The organism is Enterobacter sp. Res13-Sevr-PEC09-46, from assembly GCF_015672585.1.
GTDB classification, from domain to species: Bacteria; Pseudomonadota; Gammaproteobacteria; order Enterobacterales; family Enterobacteriaceae; genus Enterobacter; species Enterobacter hormaechei_C.
Genome location: NZ_JADABR010000017.1, coordinates 294471 through 314409, shown reverse-complemented (window position 1 = coordinate 314409; position 19939 = coordinate 294471). Strand labels below are relative to the sequence as shown.

Here is a 19939-nt window from a genome sequence, read left to right as displayed (position 1 = left end):
TCGGCGCTATATGTACCCGTTTCTGCGATCTAACTCAACCTTTTTAAATACAATGATGTGACTTTTTACATAAATAGATTTTACATAAAAGAAACAAACACAGGGTAAACGAACGGAGGGTTGGTTGATATGGGTCAACAAAAAGGCCCGTCACGGGCCTTAAGTGGTCATTTATGCGCCGTCTTTCGCGGCCGGCTGGCGTAAAGATAGAAGAGAATGGAGCAGGTCGCGCAGAGGGCAATCGCCCACAGCATCGGCCAGGCAGTATTAAACGTCGCCGTCGAGAGCAGCGCCCCGACTATCGCGCCAATGCCGAAACGGAACGTTCCTGCCAGCGACGAGGCGGTGCCTGCCATATGCGGAAATTCGTCGAGGATCACCGCCATCGCGTTGGATGAAACCATCGACACGCAGCCGACAAACGCCGCCACGCCCACCACCAGCGCCCAGAAACCGACGCCCAGCAACGCGCTCAATACCAGCCAGATAGCCATCACGAACTGGATCCACAGCCCGGCGCGGAACATATTCAGCGCCCCAACCCGCCGGACAAAGCGGCTGTTGATAATGGTCATCACAAACAGGAACACAATATTCAGCGCGAAGTAGTAACCAAAATGCTGGGGTGACACATGGTTCAGTTCGATGTACACAAACGGCCCCGCGCTCAGGAACGAAAACATTCCAGCAAAGCTGAAGCCGCTGGCCAGCATATAGCTCAGCACACGTTTATGGCGAAACAGCGAGGCAAAGTTGCCAAGCGTGGTGCGAACGTGGAACTTCTGACGTCGCTCGACCGGCAGCGTTTCATCGATAAAGACGAAGATCATCACCGAGGCCAGCAGCGCGGCAATCGCCAGGATCCAGAAAATCGCATGCCAGCTGAACCACACCAGGACCGCCCCGCCCACCATGGGGGCGACCAGCGGCGCAATTGTCGTGACCAGCATGACGAACGACATCATGCGTGAGAACTCTTCCTTCGGGTAGACGTCGCGCATCAGCGCGTTAATCACCACGCTTGCCGCAGCAGCCGCCAGGCCATGGAAGAAGCGCATCACAATCAGCTGATCGATACTCTGCGCCAGCGCGCAGGCCACCGCCGCCGCGGCAAATATCAATGTCCCGCCCAGGATAACCGGTTTACGCCCCAGGCTGTCGGCCATTGGGCCATAAAAGAGCTGACCGAGGGCAAAACCAAGAATGTAGGTGCTGAGCGTCATCTGCGCGCTGCCTGCCGGTACGCCAAACTGCGCGGAAATCACCGGCAGCGCGGGCAGATACATATCGATAGACAGCGGCATCAGCATGGCCAGCAGGCCAAGGATAAATACAATTTTAAACGACGAGTGTGGCCTGGTGGTCACAGGGTTCTCCTGAATTTAGCGTGAAGGCAGCCCGACGCTGGCAATCTCTTCTTCCGTCAGCGGGCGATATTCCCCTGGGGCCAGGTCTGGATCGAGTTCAATCGCGCCGATACGTTCACGATGCAGCCCCACAACGTGGTTGCCCACGGCGGCAAACATCCGCTTCACCTGATGGTAGCGGCCTTCACTGATGGTCAGACGGACGTCCGTGGGGGTGAGGATTTCCAGCACCGCCGGTTTGGTCAGATCCTTCTCATTATGCAGCTGAACGCCTTTCGCGAATTGCTCTGCCGTGTCATCCGAGACCGGAGACTCAAGCATCACCCGATAGGTTTTCTCACAGTGATGGCGCGGGGAGGTGATGCGGTGCGACCACTGGCCGTCATCGGTCATCAGCACCAGGCCGGTAGTATCGATATCCAGTCGCCCTGCCGCATGCAGCTTGTGCGCCACAGGTTCGTCGAGGAAATAGAGCACCGTCGGGTGATCCGGATCGTCCGTTGAACAGACGTAACCTTCCGGTTTGTTGAGCATGAAGTAGCGCGGGCCATTCTGCTGGGTCAGCGGGTTGCCGTCATACTCCACCTGGTGCTCAGGCTGGAGTTTAAAAGCGCTGTCTTTCACAATGTCGCCGTCCACGGTTACGCGGCTGGCGCGAATTTCACGCCCGGCAATAGCGCGGCTTACGCCGAGTTGCTGAGCGATAAACTTATCAAGTCGCATGAAATCTTTTTAGCCTTAATGGTGCTGGAAGTCGGACTACGCGTCCGAAAAAGAAGCAGTCAGAAACAGTTCAGTATAATGGTCTGGTTGCGCCACTCAAGGGAAAAAGTTTCGTGGCATACTATATGCGAGTTAACTGAATAGAGAAGCCATGACGTTCACATTACGCCCCTATCAGCAGGAAGCCGTTGATGCCACCCTCGCCTGGTTTCGCAAGCATCGGGAGCCCGCCGCCATCGTTCTCCCGACCGGAGCCGGTAAAAGCCTGGTGATTGCCGAACTGGCGCGCCTGGCCCGCGGACGCGTGCTGGTGCTGGCGCACGTCAAAGAGCTGGTGGCGCAAAACCACGCCAAATATTGCGCGCTCGGCCTGGAGGCCGACATTTTTGCCGCCGGACTGAAGCGCAAAGAGAGCCACGGAAAAGTGGTGTTTGGCAGCGTACAATCCGTTGCGCGCAACCTGGAACTGTTTCGCAGCGAGTTTTCCCTGCTGATTGTCGATGAGTGTCACCGCATCAGCGATGACGACGACAGCCAGTATCAGCAAATCCTCACTCATCTGAAAAAGGTGAATCCTCACCTCCGTCTGCTTGGCCTCACCGCCACGCCGTTTCGTCTGGGCAAGGGCTGGATTTATCAGTTTCATTATCACGGCATGGTGCGTGGCGATGAAAAGGCCCTGTTCCGCGACTGTATCTATGAGCTTCCGCTGCGCTACATGATCAAGCACGGCTACCTGACGCCGCCGGAGCGGCTGGATATGCCCGTCGTGCAGTACGATTTCAGCCGCTTACAGGCGCAGAGCAACGGGCTGTTCAGCGAGGCAGATCTTAACCATGAGCTGAAAAAACAGAAGCGGATCACGCCGCATATCATCAGCCAGATTGAAGAGTTCGCACAAACGCGCAAAGGGGTGATGATTTTTGCTGCCACTGTCGAACACGCGCGCGAAATTACGGGGCTGCTGCCCGCCGACGACGCGGCGTTAATTACCGGTGAAACCCCCGGCCCGGAGCGCGACAGCCTGATTGAGGACTTCAAAGCTCAGCGGTTCCGCTATCTGGTGAATGTCTCCGTACTAACCACCGGCTTTGACGCCCCGCACGTCGACCTGATTGCGATTCTTCGCCCGACGGAATCCGTCAGCCTGTATCAGCAGATTGTTGGCCGCGGGCTGCGTCTGGCGCCGGGCAAAACCGACTGTCTGATCCTTGATTACGCCGGTAACCCGCACGATCTCTATTCGCCGGAAGTCGGCACGCCAAAAGGCAAGAGCGACAACGTGCCCGTTCAGGTTTTTTGCCCTGCCTGCGGGTTTGCCAACACCTTCTGGGGGAAAACCACCGCCGACGGCACGCTGATCGAACATTTTGGCCGCCGCTGTCAGGGCTGGTTTGAAGACGATGAAGGCCATCGCGAACAGTGTGACTTCCGCTTCCGCTTCAAAAACTGCCCGCAGTGCAATGCCGAAAACGACATTGCCGCCCGCCGCTGTCGGGAGTGCGACACGGTCCTGGTCGACCCGGACGACATGCTGAAAGCGGCGCTGAAGCTGAAAGATGCGCTGGTGCTGCGCTGTTCCGGCATGGCCTTACAGCCCGGCGCGGATGAAAAAGGCGAGTGGCTAAAAATTACCTACTACGACGAGGATGGCGCAGACGTCAGCGAGCGGTTCCGGGTCCAGACGCCCGCCCAGCGCACCGCGTTCGAGCAGCTCTTTATCCGCCCGCATACCCGCACGCCTGGCGTGCCGCTGCGCTGGATAACCGTGGCCGATATCGTGCGCCAGCAGGCGTTACTGCGCCATCCTGATTTTGTTGTCGCCCGTAAAAAAGGGCAGTTCTGGCAGGTGCGTGAGAAGGTCTTTGACTATGAAGGACGCTTTCGCCGGGCAAACGAATTGCGCGGTTAACGGGACTTTTCGTTGATGCGCGAGCCATTTGAGTATAAAATGCCGCCCGCTTCACATCCGTGAGGCAGAACACTCACCTGCTGCTGGGTCGCCTGTAGTAGGGTTTTAAATACAGAGAGAAATCAATGTTCACTATCGAAGCAGAAGTACGTAACGTGCAGGGTAAGGGTGCGAGCCGCCGCCTGCGTACCGCAAACAAGTTCCCGGCTATCGTTTACGGTGGCGAAGCTGCTCCAGTTGCTATTGAACTGGATCACGACAAAGTATGGAACATGCAGAACAAAGCTGAATTCTACAGCGAAGTTCTGACCATCGTTGTTGACGGTAAAGAAGAAAAAGTGAAAGTTCAGGCTGTTCAGCGTCACGCGTTCAAGCCAAAACTGACTCACATCGACTTCGTTCGCGCGTAATCGCAAACCTGTCGAGAAAAACCCCGCGTTTGCGGGGTTTTTTTATGGCTGTTACTTACCGCCTGAGGTGCGACGCTGAAGCTGGTCGCGCAGATTCGGCGGCGTGCCTTTAATGGTCAGCGTGTCGGTGGCCGGGTCCCAAAAGATACGTTCCCCGAGCAGCATGGCATCAAAGTTAATGGTTAACCCACCGCCGCTACCGGCAAATTTCGTCAGCTGACGCAGCGTACTGCGATCCGCCGGGAAGCTCTCTTCCAGCTCATAGCCTTTTTCCGCAGTAAATTCCTGGAAGCTGACTTCGCTGACGCCTGCCAGCTCTTTGGACAGCGACTCCAGCTCAATCTCTTCCCCGGCCTGTAACTGCTCGTTGCAGTAGCTGTAAACCTGCTGACGCACGGTCTGACGCTCAGATTTATCAAGCTGCGCCTCAGCCGTAAAGTCATCCACCGCCTGGAGTAGACCTTTGTTCTGCGCTTTGGCATTCAGCCCTTCGCTGGCGCCGAGGAAGTCCATAAAGAAATCCGCCACTTTGCGGCCCACGCGGCCTTTAAGGAAGGTCAGATAGCGCGTTGATTCCGGGTTGGTTTCCCATTCGGTTAAATCGATACGCGCCACAATATCCGCATGGTTGATATCCAGGTAGTGCGTTGAGCTGATATCCAGCTGCTCGTTCACGCGCATACTGCTTAAGTTATTCAGCACGGTGACCAGCAGATACTCTACCGCCAGATAGCGGTAGTGGCAGAACAGGACGATACCGCCATCGGCGAAGGGATATTTCGCCAGCTCGTCACGCAGACGGCCAGTAGCAGCGCGGCTGAATGCCAGGAAATCCTCTTCGCCCTGACGTTGCAGGCGCAGGCTATCCGCCAGTTCGCTCTCTTCGCTGAACAAGCCATAGGCTTTATTTTTCGCGCTGTAGACGCGATGCAACTCCGCCATCATCTCGACAACGGTAGGCGTTGGTTCCAGTAACGAATCGCGCAGCACCACTTCAAGGGTTTGCTCATCACGCTTGATAAGCTGGTGCAAGGCAATCTGGTTGATTTCCAGACTCATGATAAACTCTCCTTTAAGACCGGGCGGTATTCAACCACCACCAACGCATGTGTGCAACAGAAGATAAAAAAGGGGAAAAAAAGCTGTTGCTACGGTAATATGTCGCCCTTCTCTCAACAAACTGATTTTGATTTATGCCACAACATTCCCGCTACAGTGACGAACACGTTGAACAACTGCTCAGTGAGCTGGTCAACGTACTGGAAAAACATAAAACGCCAACCGATCTCTCCCTGATGGTTTTGGGAAATATGGTTACCAACCTGATCAATACCAGCGTTGCTCCGGCTCAGCGTCAGGCGATCGCCAAATCTTTCGCCCAGGCTTTGCAGTCCTCCGTTAGCGACGACCAGGCACACTAAGGGAAACGAACAACAGTTTATGGTGACGAATCGTCAGCGCTACCGTGAAAAAGTCTCCCAGATGGTCAGCTGGGGGCACTGGTTTGCCCTGTTCAACATTCTGTTGGCGATGGTGCTCGGCTGCCGTTATCTGTTTGTGGCGGACTGGCCAACCACGTTAACCGGGCGCATCTACTCGTGGATGAGTCTTGTTGGTCACTTTAGCTTTCTGGTCTTCGCCACCTATCTGCTGATCCTGTTCCCACTGACGTTTATCGTCATGTCGCAGCGGCTGATGCGCTTCCTGTCCGCCATTCTTGCGACGGCGGGCATGACGCTGTTGCTGATCGACAGCGAAGTCTTTACCCGTTTCCACCTGCACCTGAATCCTGTCGTCTGGGAGCTGGTGATTAACCCGGATCAGAACGAGACCGCGCGCGACTGGCAGCTGATGTTTATCAGCGTGCCGATTATCCTGCTGATCGAAATGCTGTTCGCCACGTGGAGCTGGCAAAAACTCCGCAGTCTGACCCGACGCCGCCATTATGCGAAGCCCGTCGCGGCGCTCTTTTTCGCCTCATTTATCGGTTCGCACCTGATGTATATCTGGGCAGATGCGAACTTCTACCGCCCGATTACCATGCAGCGCGCGAACCTGCCGCTCTCCTATCCGATGACGGCGCGTCGTTTCCTCGAAAAACACGGCCTGCTGGACGCGCAGGAGTATCAGCGTCGTCTGGTCGAACAGGGTAATCCGGAAGCGGTCAGCGTGCAGTATCCCCTGAGCGATCTGAAATATCGCGACATGGGCCGCGGTCAGAACGTGCTGCTGATTACCGTCGATGGCCTGAACTATTCCCGCTATGAGAAGCAGATGCCAGCGCTGGCTGAATTCGCTGAGAACAACATCGTATTCACTCAGCATATGAGCTCCGGTAATTCGACCGACGCGGGTATTTTCGGCCTGTTCTACGGCATTTCACCGAGCTATATGGACGGCGTGCTGTCGGCCCGTATTCCGGCGGCATTGATTACCGGGCTTAATCAGCAGGGCTACCAGCTGGGGCTGTTCGCCTCTGATGGTTTCAACAGCTCGCTGTACCGCCAGGCGCTGCTGTCTGATTTCTCACTGCCAGCCGCGCAGAGCCAGTCTGACGATCGGACCGCTGACCAGTGGATAGACTGGCTGAAGCGCTATGCGCAGGAAGATAACCGCTGGTTCTCCTGGGTTGCGTTTAACGGCACAACGCTTGATGACAGCAATCAGAAAGGCTTCGCGCGCCGCTATAGCCGTGCGGCGGGCGATGTCGATGCGCAGATCGGCCGTGTGCTGACCGCCCTGCGCGACGCGGGCAAGCTGGATAATACGGTCGTGATTATCACGGCGGGGCATGGCGTGCCGCTCGGCGACGAGGCGAAGGGCATGGAGTGGTCGCGTCCGAACCTGCATGTTCCCCTGGTGATCCACTGGCCGGGCACTCCCGCGCAGCGCATCAACATGCTCACCGACCATAAAGACGTCATGACCACGTTAATGCAACGGCTGCTGCACGTTAGCACACCGGCAATTGAGTACTCGCAGGGACAAGACCTCTTTAGCGCCACGCGGCGTCATAACTGGGTCACGGCTGCTGGCGGAAACACGCTGGTGGTGACCACGCCGACGTTGTCCCTGGTGCTGAACAGCAATGGCAATTACCAGACGTATAACCTCGAAGGTGAGAAGCTGAAAGACCAGAAGCCGCAGCTCAGTTTGCTGTTGCAGGTGCTGACAGACGAGAAGCGCTTTATCGCTAACTGATTATTTATGAATCAGTTAGCGTTGCTTGCCCCTTGCATTCAAAAAGGAATCGAGTAGTATTCCTTTTATGCGTCGGCACGTAGCGCAGCCTGGTAGCGCACCGTCATGGGGTGTCGGGGGTCGGAGGTTCAAATCCTCTCGTGCCGACCAAAACTACACAAAAAAACCAGCCGCTTATGGCTGGTTTTTTATTGCCTGTCTCCGCATGCGCAATGCTTAGTGTTTTTCACGCCCACCGAGAAAGAAAATCCCCAGCGGAATCGCCAGCAGGACGGTGAACACCAGGCTGTAAACAAAGATCATCGCCGATTGCAGGACAAACATGCTGGTTGTCCAGGCAGAGAGCGGGATGTTGTACTGCTCAATCACACCGACAATGGTTGCTCGCCCCACGCATGCAGCAGCAATCATAAACACAACCAGTAACGCCAGCAGGAACTTGCGGCCTTCAGGTGTCTTCAGTTTTTCCCGTACCATCTCCCCTCCCTTTACAGATGAATAACAATAATTAACGCGTAAAATAACACGATTGCCGCATCGACTCCAACACAGCATTAAACACCAATAAATGAACATAAAAGCAGTGCATTACTCCGTTTAAAATGAAAATATGAGTAAATTGCGCCAACTATTCACGTGCTATATGTTAGTCTTTCCAGGATCGTTTTAACAAAAAGGAATGACAGTGAAAAACGCACCTAAATTTGCCATCGCCCTCATCGCCGCTGCGTGCGCCAGCACCAGTGCTTTCGCCAGCGAAACCCGGAAAGAGCAGCCGCTGGAAAAAGTTGCTCCGTATCCGCAAGCGGACAAAGGGATGAAGCGCCAGGTTATTCAGCTCCCGGCTCAGCAGGATGAAGCAAATTTCAAAGTTGAGCTGTTAATCGGCCAGACGCTGGAAGTGGACTGCAACCAGCATCGCCTGGGCGGCCAGCTGGAAAGCAAAACGCTGGAAGGCTGGGGCTATGACTACTATGTCTTCGACAAAGTAACCTCGCCAGTCTCCACCATGATGGCGTGCCCGGACGGCAAGAAAGAGAAGAAATTTATTACCGCGTATCTGGGTGATAACAGTCTGCTGCGCTATAACAGCAAGCTGCCGATCGTCGTATACACGCCGGAAAACGTGGATGTGAAATATCGCGTATGGAAGGCTGATGAGACGGTAGGACAAGCGGTAGTTCGTTAAAAATAAGTCGGGTGGCGCTCACGCTTACCCGACCTGGAAAGGGTGCGGTCTGGTGCCCTCACCCCAACCCTCTCCCACCGGGGAGAGGGAGAAAACACTAAAAACGGTAACAGATGTTACCGTTTTGCGTTTACCTTACAGCGCGATATCCGCTACCGGCTTGCTTTCCGCCTGAGGCTTCAGCTCTGCCTTAGGCGCAGCATCCGCAGCCTGCGGTTTGACGTATTGCAGTTGCAGAACGCGGCTGGTGTATTCCAGCTCTTGTTCCGTGGCTTCAACGTTACCGTTCAGCTTCGTACCGTAGGATGGAATAATGGTTTTCAGCTTCGCCTGCCATTCCGGGCTGGATACTTTGTCCTTAAACACTTTTTCCATCAGGTGCAGCATGATTGGCGCAGCGGTAGACGCCCCCGGAGATGCCCCCAGCAGCGCGGCAATGGTGCCATCCTTATCGCTTACCACTTCGGTACCCAGACGCAGCACGCCGCCCTCTTTCGGATCGCGTTTGATGATCTGCACGCGCTGACCCGCCTGCCACAGACGCCAGTCTTCTTTCTTCGCCTGCGGATAGTACTCTTTCAGCGCCTCGAAGCGCTCTTCATCAGAGAGCATCACCTGGCTAATCAGGTATTTCACCAGATCGAAGTTATCCAGCCCCACGTCCATCATTGGCTTGACGTTTGACGTCGTGGTCGCGCTCAGCAGATCCCACAGGGAACCGTTTTTCAGGAATTTGGTGGAGAATGTGGCGAACGGCCCGAACAGCACTACGCGCTTACCGTCCAGCATACGGGTGTCGATATGCGGAACGGACATCGGTGGTGCGCCCACAGAGGCCTGACCGTACACTTTCGCCAGATGACGGTTAACCACTTCCGGGTTTTCCGACACCAGGAACTGGCCGCCAACCGGGAAGCCCGCGTAGTCGTCCGCTTCCGGAATACCGGACTCCTGCAACAGTTTCAGCGCCGCGCCGCCCGCACCGATAAACACGAACTTCGCCTTAATCACATGCTCGGCTTCGTTGTTTTTCAGATCGGCAACGGTCACGCTCCAGCTGTTATCCGCGTTGCGCTTGAAACCACGCACTTCGGAGCTGAGTTGCAGGTTAAAGTTCTCTTTTTTCTTCAGAGAGGACACCAGCTGACGGGTGATTTCACCGTAGTTAACGTCAGTACCAATTTCAGTGCGGGTCGCCGCTACTTTCTGGTTCGGATCGCGGCCTTCCATGACCAGCGGCGCCCACTCTTTGATTTGAGCGTGATCTTCAGAGTATTTCATCCCGCGGAAAAGCGTGCTCTGTTGCAGGGCAGCGTAGCGCGCGCGCAGGAAGTTGACGTTTTGATCGCCCCACACAAAGCTCATGTGCGGTACGGTGTTGATGAAGGAGTGCGGATTGTGCAACACACCGCTGTTCACCTGGTGAGACCAGAACTGACGTGAGATCTGGAACGCTTCGTTGATCTCTACCGCCTTCTCGATACTAATGGAACCGTCCTTTTTCTGCGGCGTATAGTTCAGTTCCATGAGTGCCGAGTGCCCCGTCCCGGCGTTGTTCCAGCCGTTAGAGCTTTCCTGTGCCACGCCATCGAGGCGCTCGACCATGGTCATGGACCAGTTCGGCTCTAATTCCTGAAGATACGTTCCCAGCGTGGCGCTCATGATGCCGCCACCAATTAAAAGGACATCCGTTTCCTGCTCTTTTGGTGCGTCAGCCTTCGCCGCCAGCGAGACGACGTTCAGCCCCACGGCCAGAGAAAAGAGCACGGCAGTCATTTTTTTCATCATTTATGCCTTAGTTGAATAGTGCTTGATGCGTGGAAATTACAGGTGAAACACGCTGCGGTGGCACGGTAGCAACTTTTAAATATTGTTTAAAGGTTACGAAATTATTGTAATTGTGAAATTTAATGATGGATTGTTTGTAGGGATTTGGCAGACAGGCTGGCACCCGACGATTTTCCTGGCTATCATGCTGCACTTTGTGATCGCGCGCACGGAAGCCTGCCCCTACCAGCGAATTGTTATGTCATTACCCCACTCGTCTGTACCTCAAGAAGGCCATGTCGCCACTGTTTTACGTTCGCCTCACCGTCTGATGCGCGAAACCCTGGCCGGTGTGATTACCGCGCTGGCGCTGATCCCGGAAGTGATTTCGTTTTCCGTGGTCGCGGGCGTGGATCCGAAAGTGAGCCTTATCGCCTCCGTGGTGCTCTGTTTCGCCCTTTCCCTGCTCGGCGGGCGTCCGGCCATGGTGACGGCGGCGGCAGGTTCCGTCGCGCTGGTGATTGGGCCGATGGTCCATCAACACGGCGTACAGTACATTCTGCCCGCGGTGGTAATGGCAGGCGTGATTCAGATCCTGTTCGGCGCGCTGGGTATGGCGCGGCTGATGCGCTTTATTCCCCAGTCGGTGATGACCGGGTTTGTTAACGCCCTTGGCATTTTGATTTTCTTTGCCCAGGTGCCCCATTTCTGGAGCCGAAGCCCGCTGATTGTGGGCCTGTTCGTGCTGACGCTGCTGATTGTGCTCTGGGTGCCACGCTATATCAAAAGCGTGCCCTCCCCGCTGATTGCCATTGTGCTGCTGACTTTGTTCACCGTCACCAGCGGGCAAATCCTGCCGACGGTAGGGGATGAAGGTTCCATGGGCGGCGGTTTGCCGGGCTTTACGCAACTGCTGGTGCCGCTCAATCTGGAAACCCTGAGCATCATCTGGCCGTGCGCGCTAAGTATCGCTTTCGTTGGCCTGCTGGAATCCTTGTTGACGGCAAAACTGGTGGACGAGCTGACCGCTACCCCCTCCAGTAAGCGCCGCGAGAGCATCGGACTGGGCGTGGGCAATATTATGGCCGGGTTCTACGGCGGCATTGCGGGCTGCGCGATGATTGGGCAGACCATCGTTAACGTGGAGATGGGGAAAGGCAGAAGCCGTATCTCCACCCTTGCGGCGGGCATCGTACTGCTGGTGCTGGTTACGGCGCTCAGCGAGGTGATGGCCAAAATTCCGATGGCGGTACTGGCGGGAATTATGGCCATTGTGGCCGTCAAGACCTTTAGCTGGCATAGCGTTCAGCCCGGAACGCTGAAAAACGCGCCGGTGGCTGAAACCGTCGTGATGCTGGTGACGGTTGTGGCAACGGTTTTCACCGGCAACCTGGCAATTGGCGTGCTGGGCGGGATTATGATGATGTTCATCCTCCCTGCCCGACTTAAGCAAAAAGCGCTGGCTACAGAAGAAAAATCGTCGCCAGTCCAAGAAAAATAAAGAAACCGCCGGTATCGGTAATGGCGGTGATCATCACGCTCGACCCCACCGCGGGGTCGCGCCCCAGCCGGGTCATGGTCAACGGGATAATCACGCCCATCATCGCCGCCACCAGCAGGTTCAGCACCATCGCCAGCATCATGACCCCGCCCAGCGCCATATCATCATACAGCCACCAGGTAATGCCGCCCATGATGCCGCCCCAGACCAGGCCATTAATCAGCGCGACGCCCATCTCCCTGAAAATCAGCCACGAGAAATTACCCGGCTGTATGTTTTCCAGCGCCAGGGCGCGAACGATCATGGTGATAGTCTGGTTACCGGTGTTCCCGCCGATCCCCGCCACAATCGGCATCAGCGACGCCAGGGCCACCAGCTGGGAAATGGTATGTTCGAAGCCGTCAATAACGCGGGACGCCACGAACGCGGTGCATAAATTGATGGCGAGCCACGCCCAGCGCGTTTTGACGGCCTTGCCGACGGAGGCATGAACGTCATCTTCGGCACTGATCCCGCCAAGGGCACGCAGGTCGTTATCGGTCTCTTCATAGACCACGTCAACGATCTCATCGATGGTCAGACGCCCCATCAGCTTGCCCACCGAATCCACCACCGCCGCGCTCACCAGGTCATCACGTTCGAAGGTACGCGCCGCTTTTTCGGCATCGTCTTCCGGCGAGAAGACCATCGGCTCGGTTTCCATGACCTCACTCACCCGCTGCTGAGTGCTGTTAAGCAGGATCGTTTTCAGCTCCAGCTCCCCGAGCAGGGTTTTATCCCGCGAGGTGACGAACAGTTTATCGGTGTTATCCGGCATACTGCCCAGGCGACGAAGATAGCGCTGCACCGTACCCAGGGTAACGTCCGGACGCACGGTGATGACGCCAAACTCCATGATCGCGCCGACGCTGTTTTTCTCGTAGTGCATCACCTGACGCACGCGCGCCCGCTCTTCGGCAGGCAGGGAAGCCAGCAGGCGTCCGGTCAGGTTGCGCGGAAGATGCTGAACGAGGTAAATCTGCTCATCGATATCCAGCGTTTGCAGGGCGTCAAGGATGTCCCGGTCGCTCATCTCATCGATAAGGTCATCCCAGACGTTTTCCGAGGCTTCAAGCAGTACCTGACCGCGCTCGTGATCCTGCACCAGCCGCCACAGGGCGTGGCGCTCTTCGGAAGGCAATGCCTCCAGGGTGTCCGCCAGGTCCGGGGGCGGTAAATGTGCAACCAGCGCACCTACCTCAGCAATATCGTCGGCCAGCGTGCCGACATCATATTGCTCAGCCAGGGTTAGCTTACCCAATAACGTTGACGTGACCGCTTTATCGGTCGTCAGGAGCCAGATGAGCCGCGCACGCTCCTGGTCACGCTGCCTGGCGCTGTTTTTCTTTAATACCGACATCAATCATAAATCCATTAAATGAGTTGGCGTTAAGCATAGCGCGGGGATATGTAAATAAGAATAAACGGCGGGTCGGGATGGAGAAAAAAACGGCATATATGAAAAATTAGTGTGCCGGGCGCCACCCGGCACAATTGCAATCAGGCCGTACGCGCCACCGCGTCCCGTGACGCTGCATCGCGCTCATCGCCGGTCAGCTCGCTCAGCTTGCCGTCGCGCATCTCCAGCAGACGGTCGGCGTGAATGAAGTAGTGATCGTCATGGCTGATGGCAAAAATGGTTTTCCCCATCGCCTGCATCAGCGGCAGCAGGACCTGATAAAACTCGCGACGGAAGTGCGGGTCCTGATCGGCGGCCCACTCATCCAGCAGGATGATGTCACGCTCTTCGGCCAGCGCCAGCAGCAGCGCCACGCGTTTCTTCTGCCCTTTCGACAGTTTGAGATTCAGGATTTTGCCATCCTGTAGCTCCAGTTTGTGTGACATTTGCAGGTGCGCAAGCCACTTCTCCACCAGCGCCGGATCCGCCTGCTGCCCTTCCGGTCCCAGCAGCCGGTCGAACAGCCAGACGTCGGTAAATACCGCCGAGAAGAGCTTGCGGTAGTCCTCCGGTTTCTCCGCGCTCAGCGCTTTACCATCCAGCAAAATTTCACCCGCCTGCGGCTGGTAGAGGCCCGTCAGCAGCATCGCCAGCGTAGATTTGCCGCTGCCGTTGCCGCCGATAAGGAACAGCAGTTCGCCGCGATGAATGGTCAGGTTTATCGGCCCTACGGAGAAGGCGTTATCCTGATAGCGGAAGGTAACGTTACGCAGCTCCAGCGTTTGCCAGTTCGGGAAGGCCTGCGGGCGCGGGAACTCAGCCTTAAACGGCGCAAGGTCGAATTTCTTCAGCTTGTTGAAGGCCACCTGAGCGCTCAGCAGCGTCGGCAGTGCGCCAACGGCCGACAGCAGCGGCGTACGTAAAAACAGCAGCGTCAGGGAGTAGGTTGCCGCCACGTTGGTATCCGCCCACCCCAGGCTGTTCGCCATCCAGAACACCAGGCCAATCGCGCCCAGCATCATGATATTGGACCAGTTCACGGCGCTCAGGTGGAACGTATCGGCGCGGATAATGTGATGACGATATTCGTGCGCATCCGGGATATAGAGATGGTTGAAGATATGCTCGGCACGCTCGCGGTTCAGCGTCAGCTCTTTGCGCCCTTCCAGCACCGTCTGATAATCGTTATAGAGCTTGTCTTCCGTTTCGCGCAGCACCGCCATGTGCTTATAGACGCGTGATACCAGCAGGAACCCGCCCCAGATGGTAATAACAATCCACAGCGCCGTAACCGCCAGCATTTTGCTGGACAGCCAGGCGAGATAGGCTGCCGAGCCAAATGTCAGGATGATCCCCTGCACCAGCTCCGGCAGGCGCACAAAGGCGATGGTAATGGCGCGCACATCGCTGGTCAGCCCCGCCAGCAGAGAGGCACTTCCCAGCTGCTCGATGCGTTCCACCTGAGTATCAAGGATCCGTTTGATGAACTCACTGCGCAGACGGAAAACGAAATGGTGGCCGAGGGCGGTCAGCGCCAGCTGTGACCCGAGCGTGACTGCCATCAGCAGCAGCAGTAAACCCAGAAATTCCGGCAGGACGGAGAGTGACGTGTCGACCATTTCGATCAAACGCACGTTAATGAAGGCAATCAGGCCGATCCCCAGCGCCGCGCTGGCAAGGCTTAACGCCATCACCGCGATAAAAGGCCAGCGATACTGCCGCCAGACAAGAAGAAGTAGTTGCATGCAGAGCAATCCGGACAAGAAAAATCAGCCAGCAGTGTAAACTGCCTTTCACACACATCAAGAATAATTCTTATTTTTATTCTCTGTATGCCGCCTGACGGAACGTGAGGTTGTAGCGAAATGCCCCCGCCACCGGGTGATCGCCAGGTTTAAGCGGCTGAATACCGTGGTAAAAAAGCCGTGATTCACCGCCCCAGACCACCACATCACCATGCTCCAGCATCAGCCGTTTGAGCGGGTCGTTGCGCCGCAGGCCGCCAAACTGAAAGACAGCGGGCAGCCCAAGGGATACCGAGACGATCGGCGCGCGCAGGTCCGGCTCGTCCTTATCCTGATGCAAGGAGAGCTTTGCCCCAACGGCATAGCGGTTGATAAGACAGGCATCGGGTCGAAAATCAGGATAGCCGGCCGCCACGGCGGCGTCATGACACAGCGCCTGAAACGCCTCCGGCATCGGCGGCCACGGCTGATCCGTCAGCGGATCGTTCGCGGCATATACATAGCCCCGCTCATTCGTCGCCCATCCCAGTTCGCCGCAGTTGGTCATCGCCACGGACATGGTATACCCGCCTGGCGTAACCATATGGCGAAATGGTGAACAAGCGGTAACGGCATCAATACCGTCGAACAGCGCCGCCGCGCGGGAAAGCGCGAAGCGTCTCAGGATCGTCGCCCCCGGCGCGAGCGGCTCGTGCCAGGGTTCAGCATCAGCAAAAAGATCGAGCATTATCCCTCCGGGTTGTTCGCCTCACGTTTCAACAATAGCATCTTACGCGCTGCTCCCCAGCGATAACCCGACAGCGCACCGTCGTTACGCACCACGCGATGACAGGGGATGACTATCGCCAGTTTGTTGGCACCGCAGGCCCCCGCCACGGCACGTACGGCATTGGGTTTACCAATGGCCTTCGCCACCTGCTGATAGCTTGCCGTTTCACCGCAGGGGATATCCCGCAGCGCCTGCCAGACCTGCTGCTGGAAGGCGGTACCACGAATATCCAGCGGCAGCGTCAGCGGCGTCGCGCGGCTGTCGACAGAGGCAATAACCTGCCGAACACGCCCGGCAAACGCGCCTTCCATCGGTTCACGGACGGCAAGCGGAAACAGTGACAGCAGCTCAGCCGTCAGCCCGGCGTCGTCATCACCCAGCAGTATTGCGCAGATCCCGCGCTCGCTTTCCGCCACCAGACAGCGGCCCAGCGAGCAGTCACTGATGGCATAGCGGACCGCAGCCTCTCCGTTGCGGTACTTTTTTGCCGTCATGCCCAGCGCGCCGTTGGCTTTACGGTAGTAGCTGCTGCCGTCCGGAAAGCCAGCGGCCAGTACGGCGTCGGTGATTTTACCGCCCTGTGCAAGCAGGGTGCGCAGGCGTTGTTCACGCGCGGCCTGCTGCCATGCTTTCGGCGTCATGCCGGTGACGGATTTAAACAAGCGGTGGAAATGGAACGGACTCATGGCAACCTGCTGCGCCAGTGCCTCCAGGTTCAGCGCGGCATCCTGTTCAAGCAGTCGACAGGCCAGCGCAATGTTGGCCTTTTTCTGCGCCATAGGGTCGACCTGGTCCGGCCTACAGCGCTTACAGGGGCGGAAACCCGCCTGCGCGGCCTGGTGAGCATCAGGATAAAAGCAGACATTTTTACGCAGCGCGTGGCGGGCGCGGCAGGACGGACGACAATAAATGCCGGTCGTCTGCACGGCAAAGACAAACTGGTTATCCGCACGCGGATCGCGGGCCAGTACGGCCTGCCAGCGATCCTCATCGGTAAGATAGGTTGTGTTTTTCATTATCGGCTCCTCTTACAAGCATACGCTCAGCTTGCCTGAACGCCACCGAACAAAAACCCGCAACCTTGCTTTTTAATTTTTTTCGCTCACCAGGAAGCTATTGAACTGCGGCGAACTCCAGGTTTTAAATCCGTCAGCCTCTTTGGTGATCATATAGACGGCCAGCCCTTCCTGACGCACCACCTCTTTGGCCTTCTCCGTGCCGAGCACCATCAATCCGGTATCCCAGGCATCCGCTTCCAGCGCGGTTGGGGCTATCACCGTCACGGACACCAGGTTGTGGGTAATCGGGCGTCCGGTTTGCGGATCAATCACGTGCGAGATACGTTTGCCATCCAGCTCGTAATAGTTGCGGTAGCTTCCGGAGGTGCTTATACCGTGCCCGTTGATGTCGACAATCGCCTGCACCGCGTTCTGCTGATCGGTTGGTTTTTGGATGGCCACTCGCCACGGCCTGCCGCTGGCGTTCATGCCCCGGCTGACGAGCGCGCCCCCGACGGAAACCAGATAACGCGGAATGCCTTCCTGCGCCATCAGGGCCGCGAGATGATCCGCAGCATACCCCTCGCCTACCGTGGAGAGATCGACAAACAGGTCGGGAATATCTTTTTGCAGGTATTGCTGACCGTACTGGGAGATCACCGCCAGATGCTGTAACCCTGTACGGGCGCGGGCGTCGTCGATGGCGGCTTGATCGGGTGTAGTCACCGGCTGCTTGTTGGGGCCAAATCCCCACAGGTTCACCAGCGGCCCCACGGTCACATCCATTGCGCCATTGGTTTTGTAGCCCACGCGCATGGATTCCGTGACGATATCGGCCATCGCTTCGCTCACCGGCCACAGCGAGGTGCTGCTGGAGCGATTGAAACGCATCAGCGCTGAGTCATTTTTATAGGTAGAGAGTAGCTGATCGTCGGCATCCAGCTGCGCCTGAATTTTACCGCGTAATTCTTCAGCGCGGGATTTATCAATATCCATCACGCTGACGCGCCAGAAGGTCCCCATGGTTTTCCCTTCCAGCACCGTCGCGGCGGGTGCGTCGATTTTTGCGGGCTGTGTGGAAGAGTCACACGCGGTCAGGAGTAAAAAAGTCGCCAGAACGCTGGCGCGTAAAAAAGTCATATCCATTGGTTATTATCCTCATGCCAGGGCGGCAAGAGTACACTAAAACAGCGTATTTGTAAGACCCTAAAAAAGCATGAAAAAAGGGGCCTGATGGCCCCTTTGTCGCTGTATGAGCAATTAGAACTGGTAAACCAGACCCAGCGCGACGATATCGTCAGTACCGATACCTGCTGCGCGAGTGAAGTCGTTCTCATCAACCAGGTTGATTTTGTAATCAACGTAGGTGGACATGTTTTTGTTGAAGTAGTAAGTCGCGCCAACATCAACATACTTCAGCAGATCCTGGTCGCCGTAGCCGTTTTCCAGGTCCTTACCTTTAGATTGCAGGTACGCCACGGATGGACGCAGACCGAAGTCGAACTGATACTGCGCAACCACTTCGAAGTTCTGCGCTTTGTTAGCCCAGCCCAGGTCGCCCGCACGGGTCGCGTTGTAAGTCTGAGTATACTGTGCAGCCAGGTAGATGTTGTTCGCGTCATATTTCAGACCACCGGTGTAGGTCTCAGCACGATCGCCGTTACCGTAGGCCATGGCGTTCTGGTCATCAGTACGTTTAGAGCTGGTGACCGCCGTACCGAGTGCGAAGCCTTCGCCCAGATCGTAGGTCAGAGAGCCGCCGTAGCCATCACCGTTCTGACGCAGTGCCTCACGACCGTTGTTGGTCTGGCCTTCGCCGCTTGGGCTGCCGTTTTTACCCTGGTACTGCAACGCGAAGTTCAGACCATCAACCAGACCGAAGAAGTCCTGGTTACGGTAGGTCGCGAAGCCGTTACCACGCTGCTGCATGAAGTTGTCAGAACCGTAGGTATCGCCGCCGAATTCCGGCAGAACGTCGGTCCAGGAAGTCACATCGTAAACAACGCCGTAGTTACGACCGTAGTCGAATGAACCCGCATCAGCGAATTTCAGACCTGCGAACGCCACACGCGTCCATGAGTTGTTTTCGTTCTCACCAGAGTTACCCTGGATCTGGTATTCCCACTGGCCGTAACCGGTCAGCTGGTCGTTAACCTGAGTTTCGCCTTTGAAGCCCAGACGCATGTAGGTCTGGTCGCCGTCTGCACTGTCGTCATCAGAGAAATAGTGCAGACCATCCACTTTACCGTACAGATCTAATTTGTTGCCGTCTTTGTTATAAATTTCAGCCGCATTTGCTGCGCCTGCCACCAGCAGAGCTGGTACCAGGAGGGACAGTACTTTAACTTTCATTTTATTAACCCTCTGTTATATGCCTTATTATTTACCACTGCTTACTGATCAACCCTCTTAACCAGTCGGCAAGTTCATTCTCCTCAAAAATGCAGAATAATCCAACAGGAATATGATACGAAAACTTTGAAGATGTTTCACTTTACCATCAACATGTTTCAATTTGTAAATTTGAAGGAACTTTTACAGAGCATAAATAGTTTAAAAATATAGCACGGATAATCAAAACAAAAATATATTCTATTTAATACAAGTGATTAGCTTAAAAAACGGTACAGCACTGAATGACAAAAAAATTCCCTTCAACACCACTAAAATAACTCTCGCTATCATCATTAACTTTATTTATTACCGTCATTCAGTTCTGAATGTCTGTTTATCCCTAATTGAACCGGATGCTTCGCATTCGGTTTTTTTTTACCTTTCTTTACGTCAGCCTACATTTTATGTGCTACCCCTCAGAAATGATAACGACTATTAACTAAATCCAGCATCCGGCTTTCGCTGAATTCTTTTTTATGCTATTGAAATTAATTTCTTGTTTATTCGTGCTATTTTCCTGCCGGT

General features: G+C 55.7%; 17 protein-coding genes and 1 tRNA gene. 7 read left to right on the top strand and 11 right to left on the bottom strand.

Translation table 11 applies throughout. The features are described from left to right. Nucleotides 1-167: 167 nt before the first annotated feature. Both IMQ56_RS10805 and rsuA read right to left on the bottom strand, forming a co-directional pair. The gene (locus tag IMQ56_RS10805) at nucleotides 168-1367 is read right to left on the bottom strand and encodes a Bcr/CflA family multidrug efflux MFS transporter (RefSeq protein WP_003859373.1); all 1200 of its coding nucleotides are present in this window, start codon (nucleotides 1365-1367) and stop codon (nucleotides 168-170) included. A 15-nt stretch (nucleotides 1368-1382) separates the two neighbouring features. Further along, nucleotides 1383-2090 (bottom strand): 16S rRNA pseudouridine(516) synthase RsuA, encoded by a 708-nt coding sequence (gene rsuA / locus IMQ56_RS10800; protein ID WP_017383401.1) that lies wholly within the window; start codon nucleotides 2088-2090, stop codon nucleotides 1383-1385. 151 nt (nucleotides 2091-2241) lie between these two features. Here rsuA and IMQ56_RS10795 point away from each other — a divergent pair, with 151 nt between their 5' ends. Both IMQ56_RS10795 and rplY read left to right on the top strand, forming a co-directional pair. Beyond that, nucleotides 2242-4002, top strand: a complete 1761-nt coding sequence (locus tag IMQ56_RS10795) for a DEAD/DEAH box helicase (RefSeq protein WP_023304130.1) — start codon at nucleotides 2242-2244, stop codon at nucleotides 4000-4002. A 125-nt stretch (nucleotides 4003-4127) separates the two neighbouring features. Beyond that, nucleotides 4128-4412 carry a 50S ribosomal protein L25 gene (gene rplY / locus IMQ56_RS10790; protein WP_015572298.1) on the top strand — a complete coding sequence of 95 codons (285 nt, stop codon included), beginning with the start codon at nucleotides 4128-4130 and terminating at the stop codon, nucleotides 4410-4412. A gap of 51 nt (nucleotides 4413-4463) precedes the next feature. Here the strand turns inward: rplY and yejK are convergent, their stop codons facing one another. After that, nucleotides 4464-5471 (bottom strand): nucleoid-associated protein YejK, encoded by a 1008-nt coding sequence (gene yejK / locus IMQ56_RS10785; protein ID WP_017693031.1) that lies wholly within the window; start codon nucleotides 5469-5471, stop codon nucleotides 4464-4466. Nucleotides 5472-5605: 134 nt separating this feature from the next. On the opposite strand from yejK, the gene IMQ56_RS10780 reads away from it, so the two are divergent. From IMQ56_RS10780 to IMQ56_RS10770, 3 genes are all read left to right on the top strand, one after another. Then, nucleotides 5606-5833: a YejL family protein gene (locus IMQ56_RS10780; RefSeq protein ID WP_001135586.1), complete on the top strand. Its 228-nt coding sequence runs from the start codon at nucleotides 5606-5608 to the stop codon at nucleotides 5831-5833. A 19-nt stretch (nucleotides 5834-5852) separates the two neighbouring features. Then, complete coding sequence (yejM, locus tag IMQ56_RS10775) at nucleotides 5853-7613, top strand: LPS biosynthesis-modulating metalloenzyme YejM (protein WP_017383404.1); 1761 nt, start codon at nucleotides 5853-5855, stop codon at nucleotides 7611-7613. 73 nt (nucleotides 7614-7686) lie between these two features. Further along, nucleotides 7687-7763: transfer RNA gene (locus IMQ56_RS10770), tRNA-Pro, on the top strand. Between the two features lie 66 nt (nucleotides 7764-7829). Here IMQ56_RS10770 and IMQ56_RS10765 read toward each other — a convergent pair. Next, complete coding sequence (locus IMQ56_RS10765) at nucleotides 7830-8090, bottom strand: DUF2534 family protein (protein WP_006811332.1); 261 nt, start codon at nucleotides 8088-8090, stop codon at nucleotides 7830-7832. A 202-nt stretch (nucleotides 8091-8292) separates the two neighbouring features. On the opposite strand from IMQ56_RS10765, the gene eco reads away from it, so the two are divergent. Next, nucleotides 8293-8802: a serine protease inhibitor ecotin gene (gene eco / locus IMQ56_RS10760; protein ID WP_015572295.1), complete on the top strand. Its 510-nt coding sequence runs from the start codon at nucleotides 8293-8295 to the stop codon at nucleotides 8800-8802. Nucleotides 8803-8937: 135 nt separating this feature from the next. Here eco and mqo read toward each other — a convergent pair whose 3' ends face one another. Next, a complete protein-coding gene (gene mqo, locus IMQ56_RS10755; protein ID WP_032619315.1) occupies nucleotides 8938-10587 on the bottom strand; it encodes a malate dehydrogenase (quinone) in 1650 nt (549 codons plus the stop codon). A gap of 187 nt (nucleotides 10588-10774) precedes the next feature. Between mqo and IMQ56_RS10750 the strand changes: the two genes are divergently transcribed. Beyond that, nucleotides 10775-12070, top strand: a complete 1296-nt coding sequence (locus tag IMQ56_RS10750; protein WP_040118313.1) for a SulP family inorganic anion transporter — start codon at nucleotides 10775-10777, stop codon at nucleotides 12068-12070. Here IMQ56_RS10750 and mgtE read toward each other — a convergent pair. The 6 genes from mgtE to IMQ56_RS10720 all read right to left on the bottom strand — a co-directional run bounded on the left by mgtE (nucleotide 12033) and on the right by IMQ56_RS10720 (nucleotide 19372). Continuing rightward, nucleotides 12033-13469 (bottom strand): magnesium transporter, encoded by a 1437-nt coding sequence (gene mgtE / locus IMQ56_RS10745; RefSeq protein ID WP_006811337.1) that lies wholly within the window; start codon nucleotides 13467-13469, stop codon nucleotides 12033-12035. The genes IMQ56_RS10750 and mgtE overlap by 38 nt on opposite strands. Before the next feature lie 140 nt (nucleotides 13470-13609). After that, nucleotides 13610-15253, bottom strand: coding sequence for a multidrug ABC transporter permease/ATP-binding protein (locus IMQ56_RS10740; RefSeq protein ID WP_017383408.1), 1644 nt, complete (start codon nucleotides 15251-15253; stop codon nucleotides 13610-13612). A 76-nt stretch (nucleotides 15254-15329) separates the two neighbouring features. Then, the gene (gene alkB / locus IMQ56_RS10735) at nucleotides 15330-15980 is read right to left on the bottom strand and encodes a DNA oxidative demethylase AlkB (protein WP_003859395.1); all 651 of its coding nucleotides are present in this window, start codon (nucleotides 15978-15980) and stop codon (nucleotides 15330-15332) included. Continuing rightward, nucleotides 15980-17038: a bifunctional DNA-binding transcriptional regulator/O6-methylguanine-DNA methyltransferase Ada gene (gene ada, locus IMQ56_RS10730; protein ID WP_165730084.1), complete on the bottom strand. Its 1059-nt coding sequence runs from the start codon at nucleotides 17036-17038 to the stop codon at nucleotides 15980-15982. The genes alkB and ada overlap by 1 nt, the downstream gene beginning before the upstream one ends. Before the next feature lie 72 nt (nucleotides 17039-17110). Further along, a complete protein-coding gene (apbE, locus tag IMQ56_RS10725) occupies nucleotides 17111-18166 on the bottom strand; it encodes an FAD:protein FMN transferase ApbE (RefSeq protein ID WP_015572290.1) in 1056 nt (351 codons plus the stop codon). Between the two features lie 114 nt (nucleotides 18167-18280). Continuing rightward, complete coding sequence (locus IMQ56_RS10720; protein ID WP_017693024.1) at nucleotides 18281-19372, bottom strand: porin OmpC; 1092 nt, start codon at nucleotides 19370-19372, stop codon at nucleotides 18281-18283. Nucleotides 19373-19939: the final 567 nt, after the last annotated feature.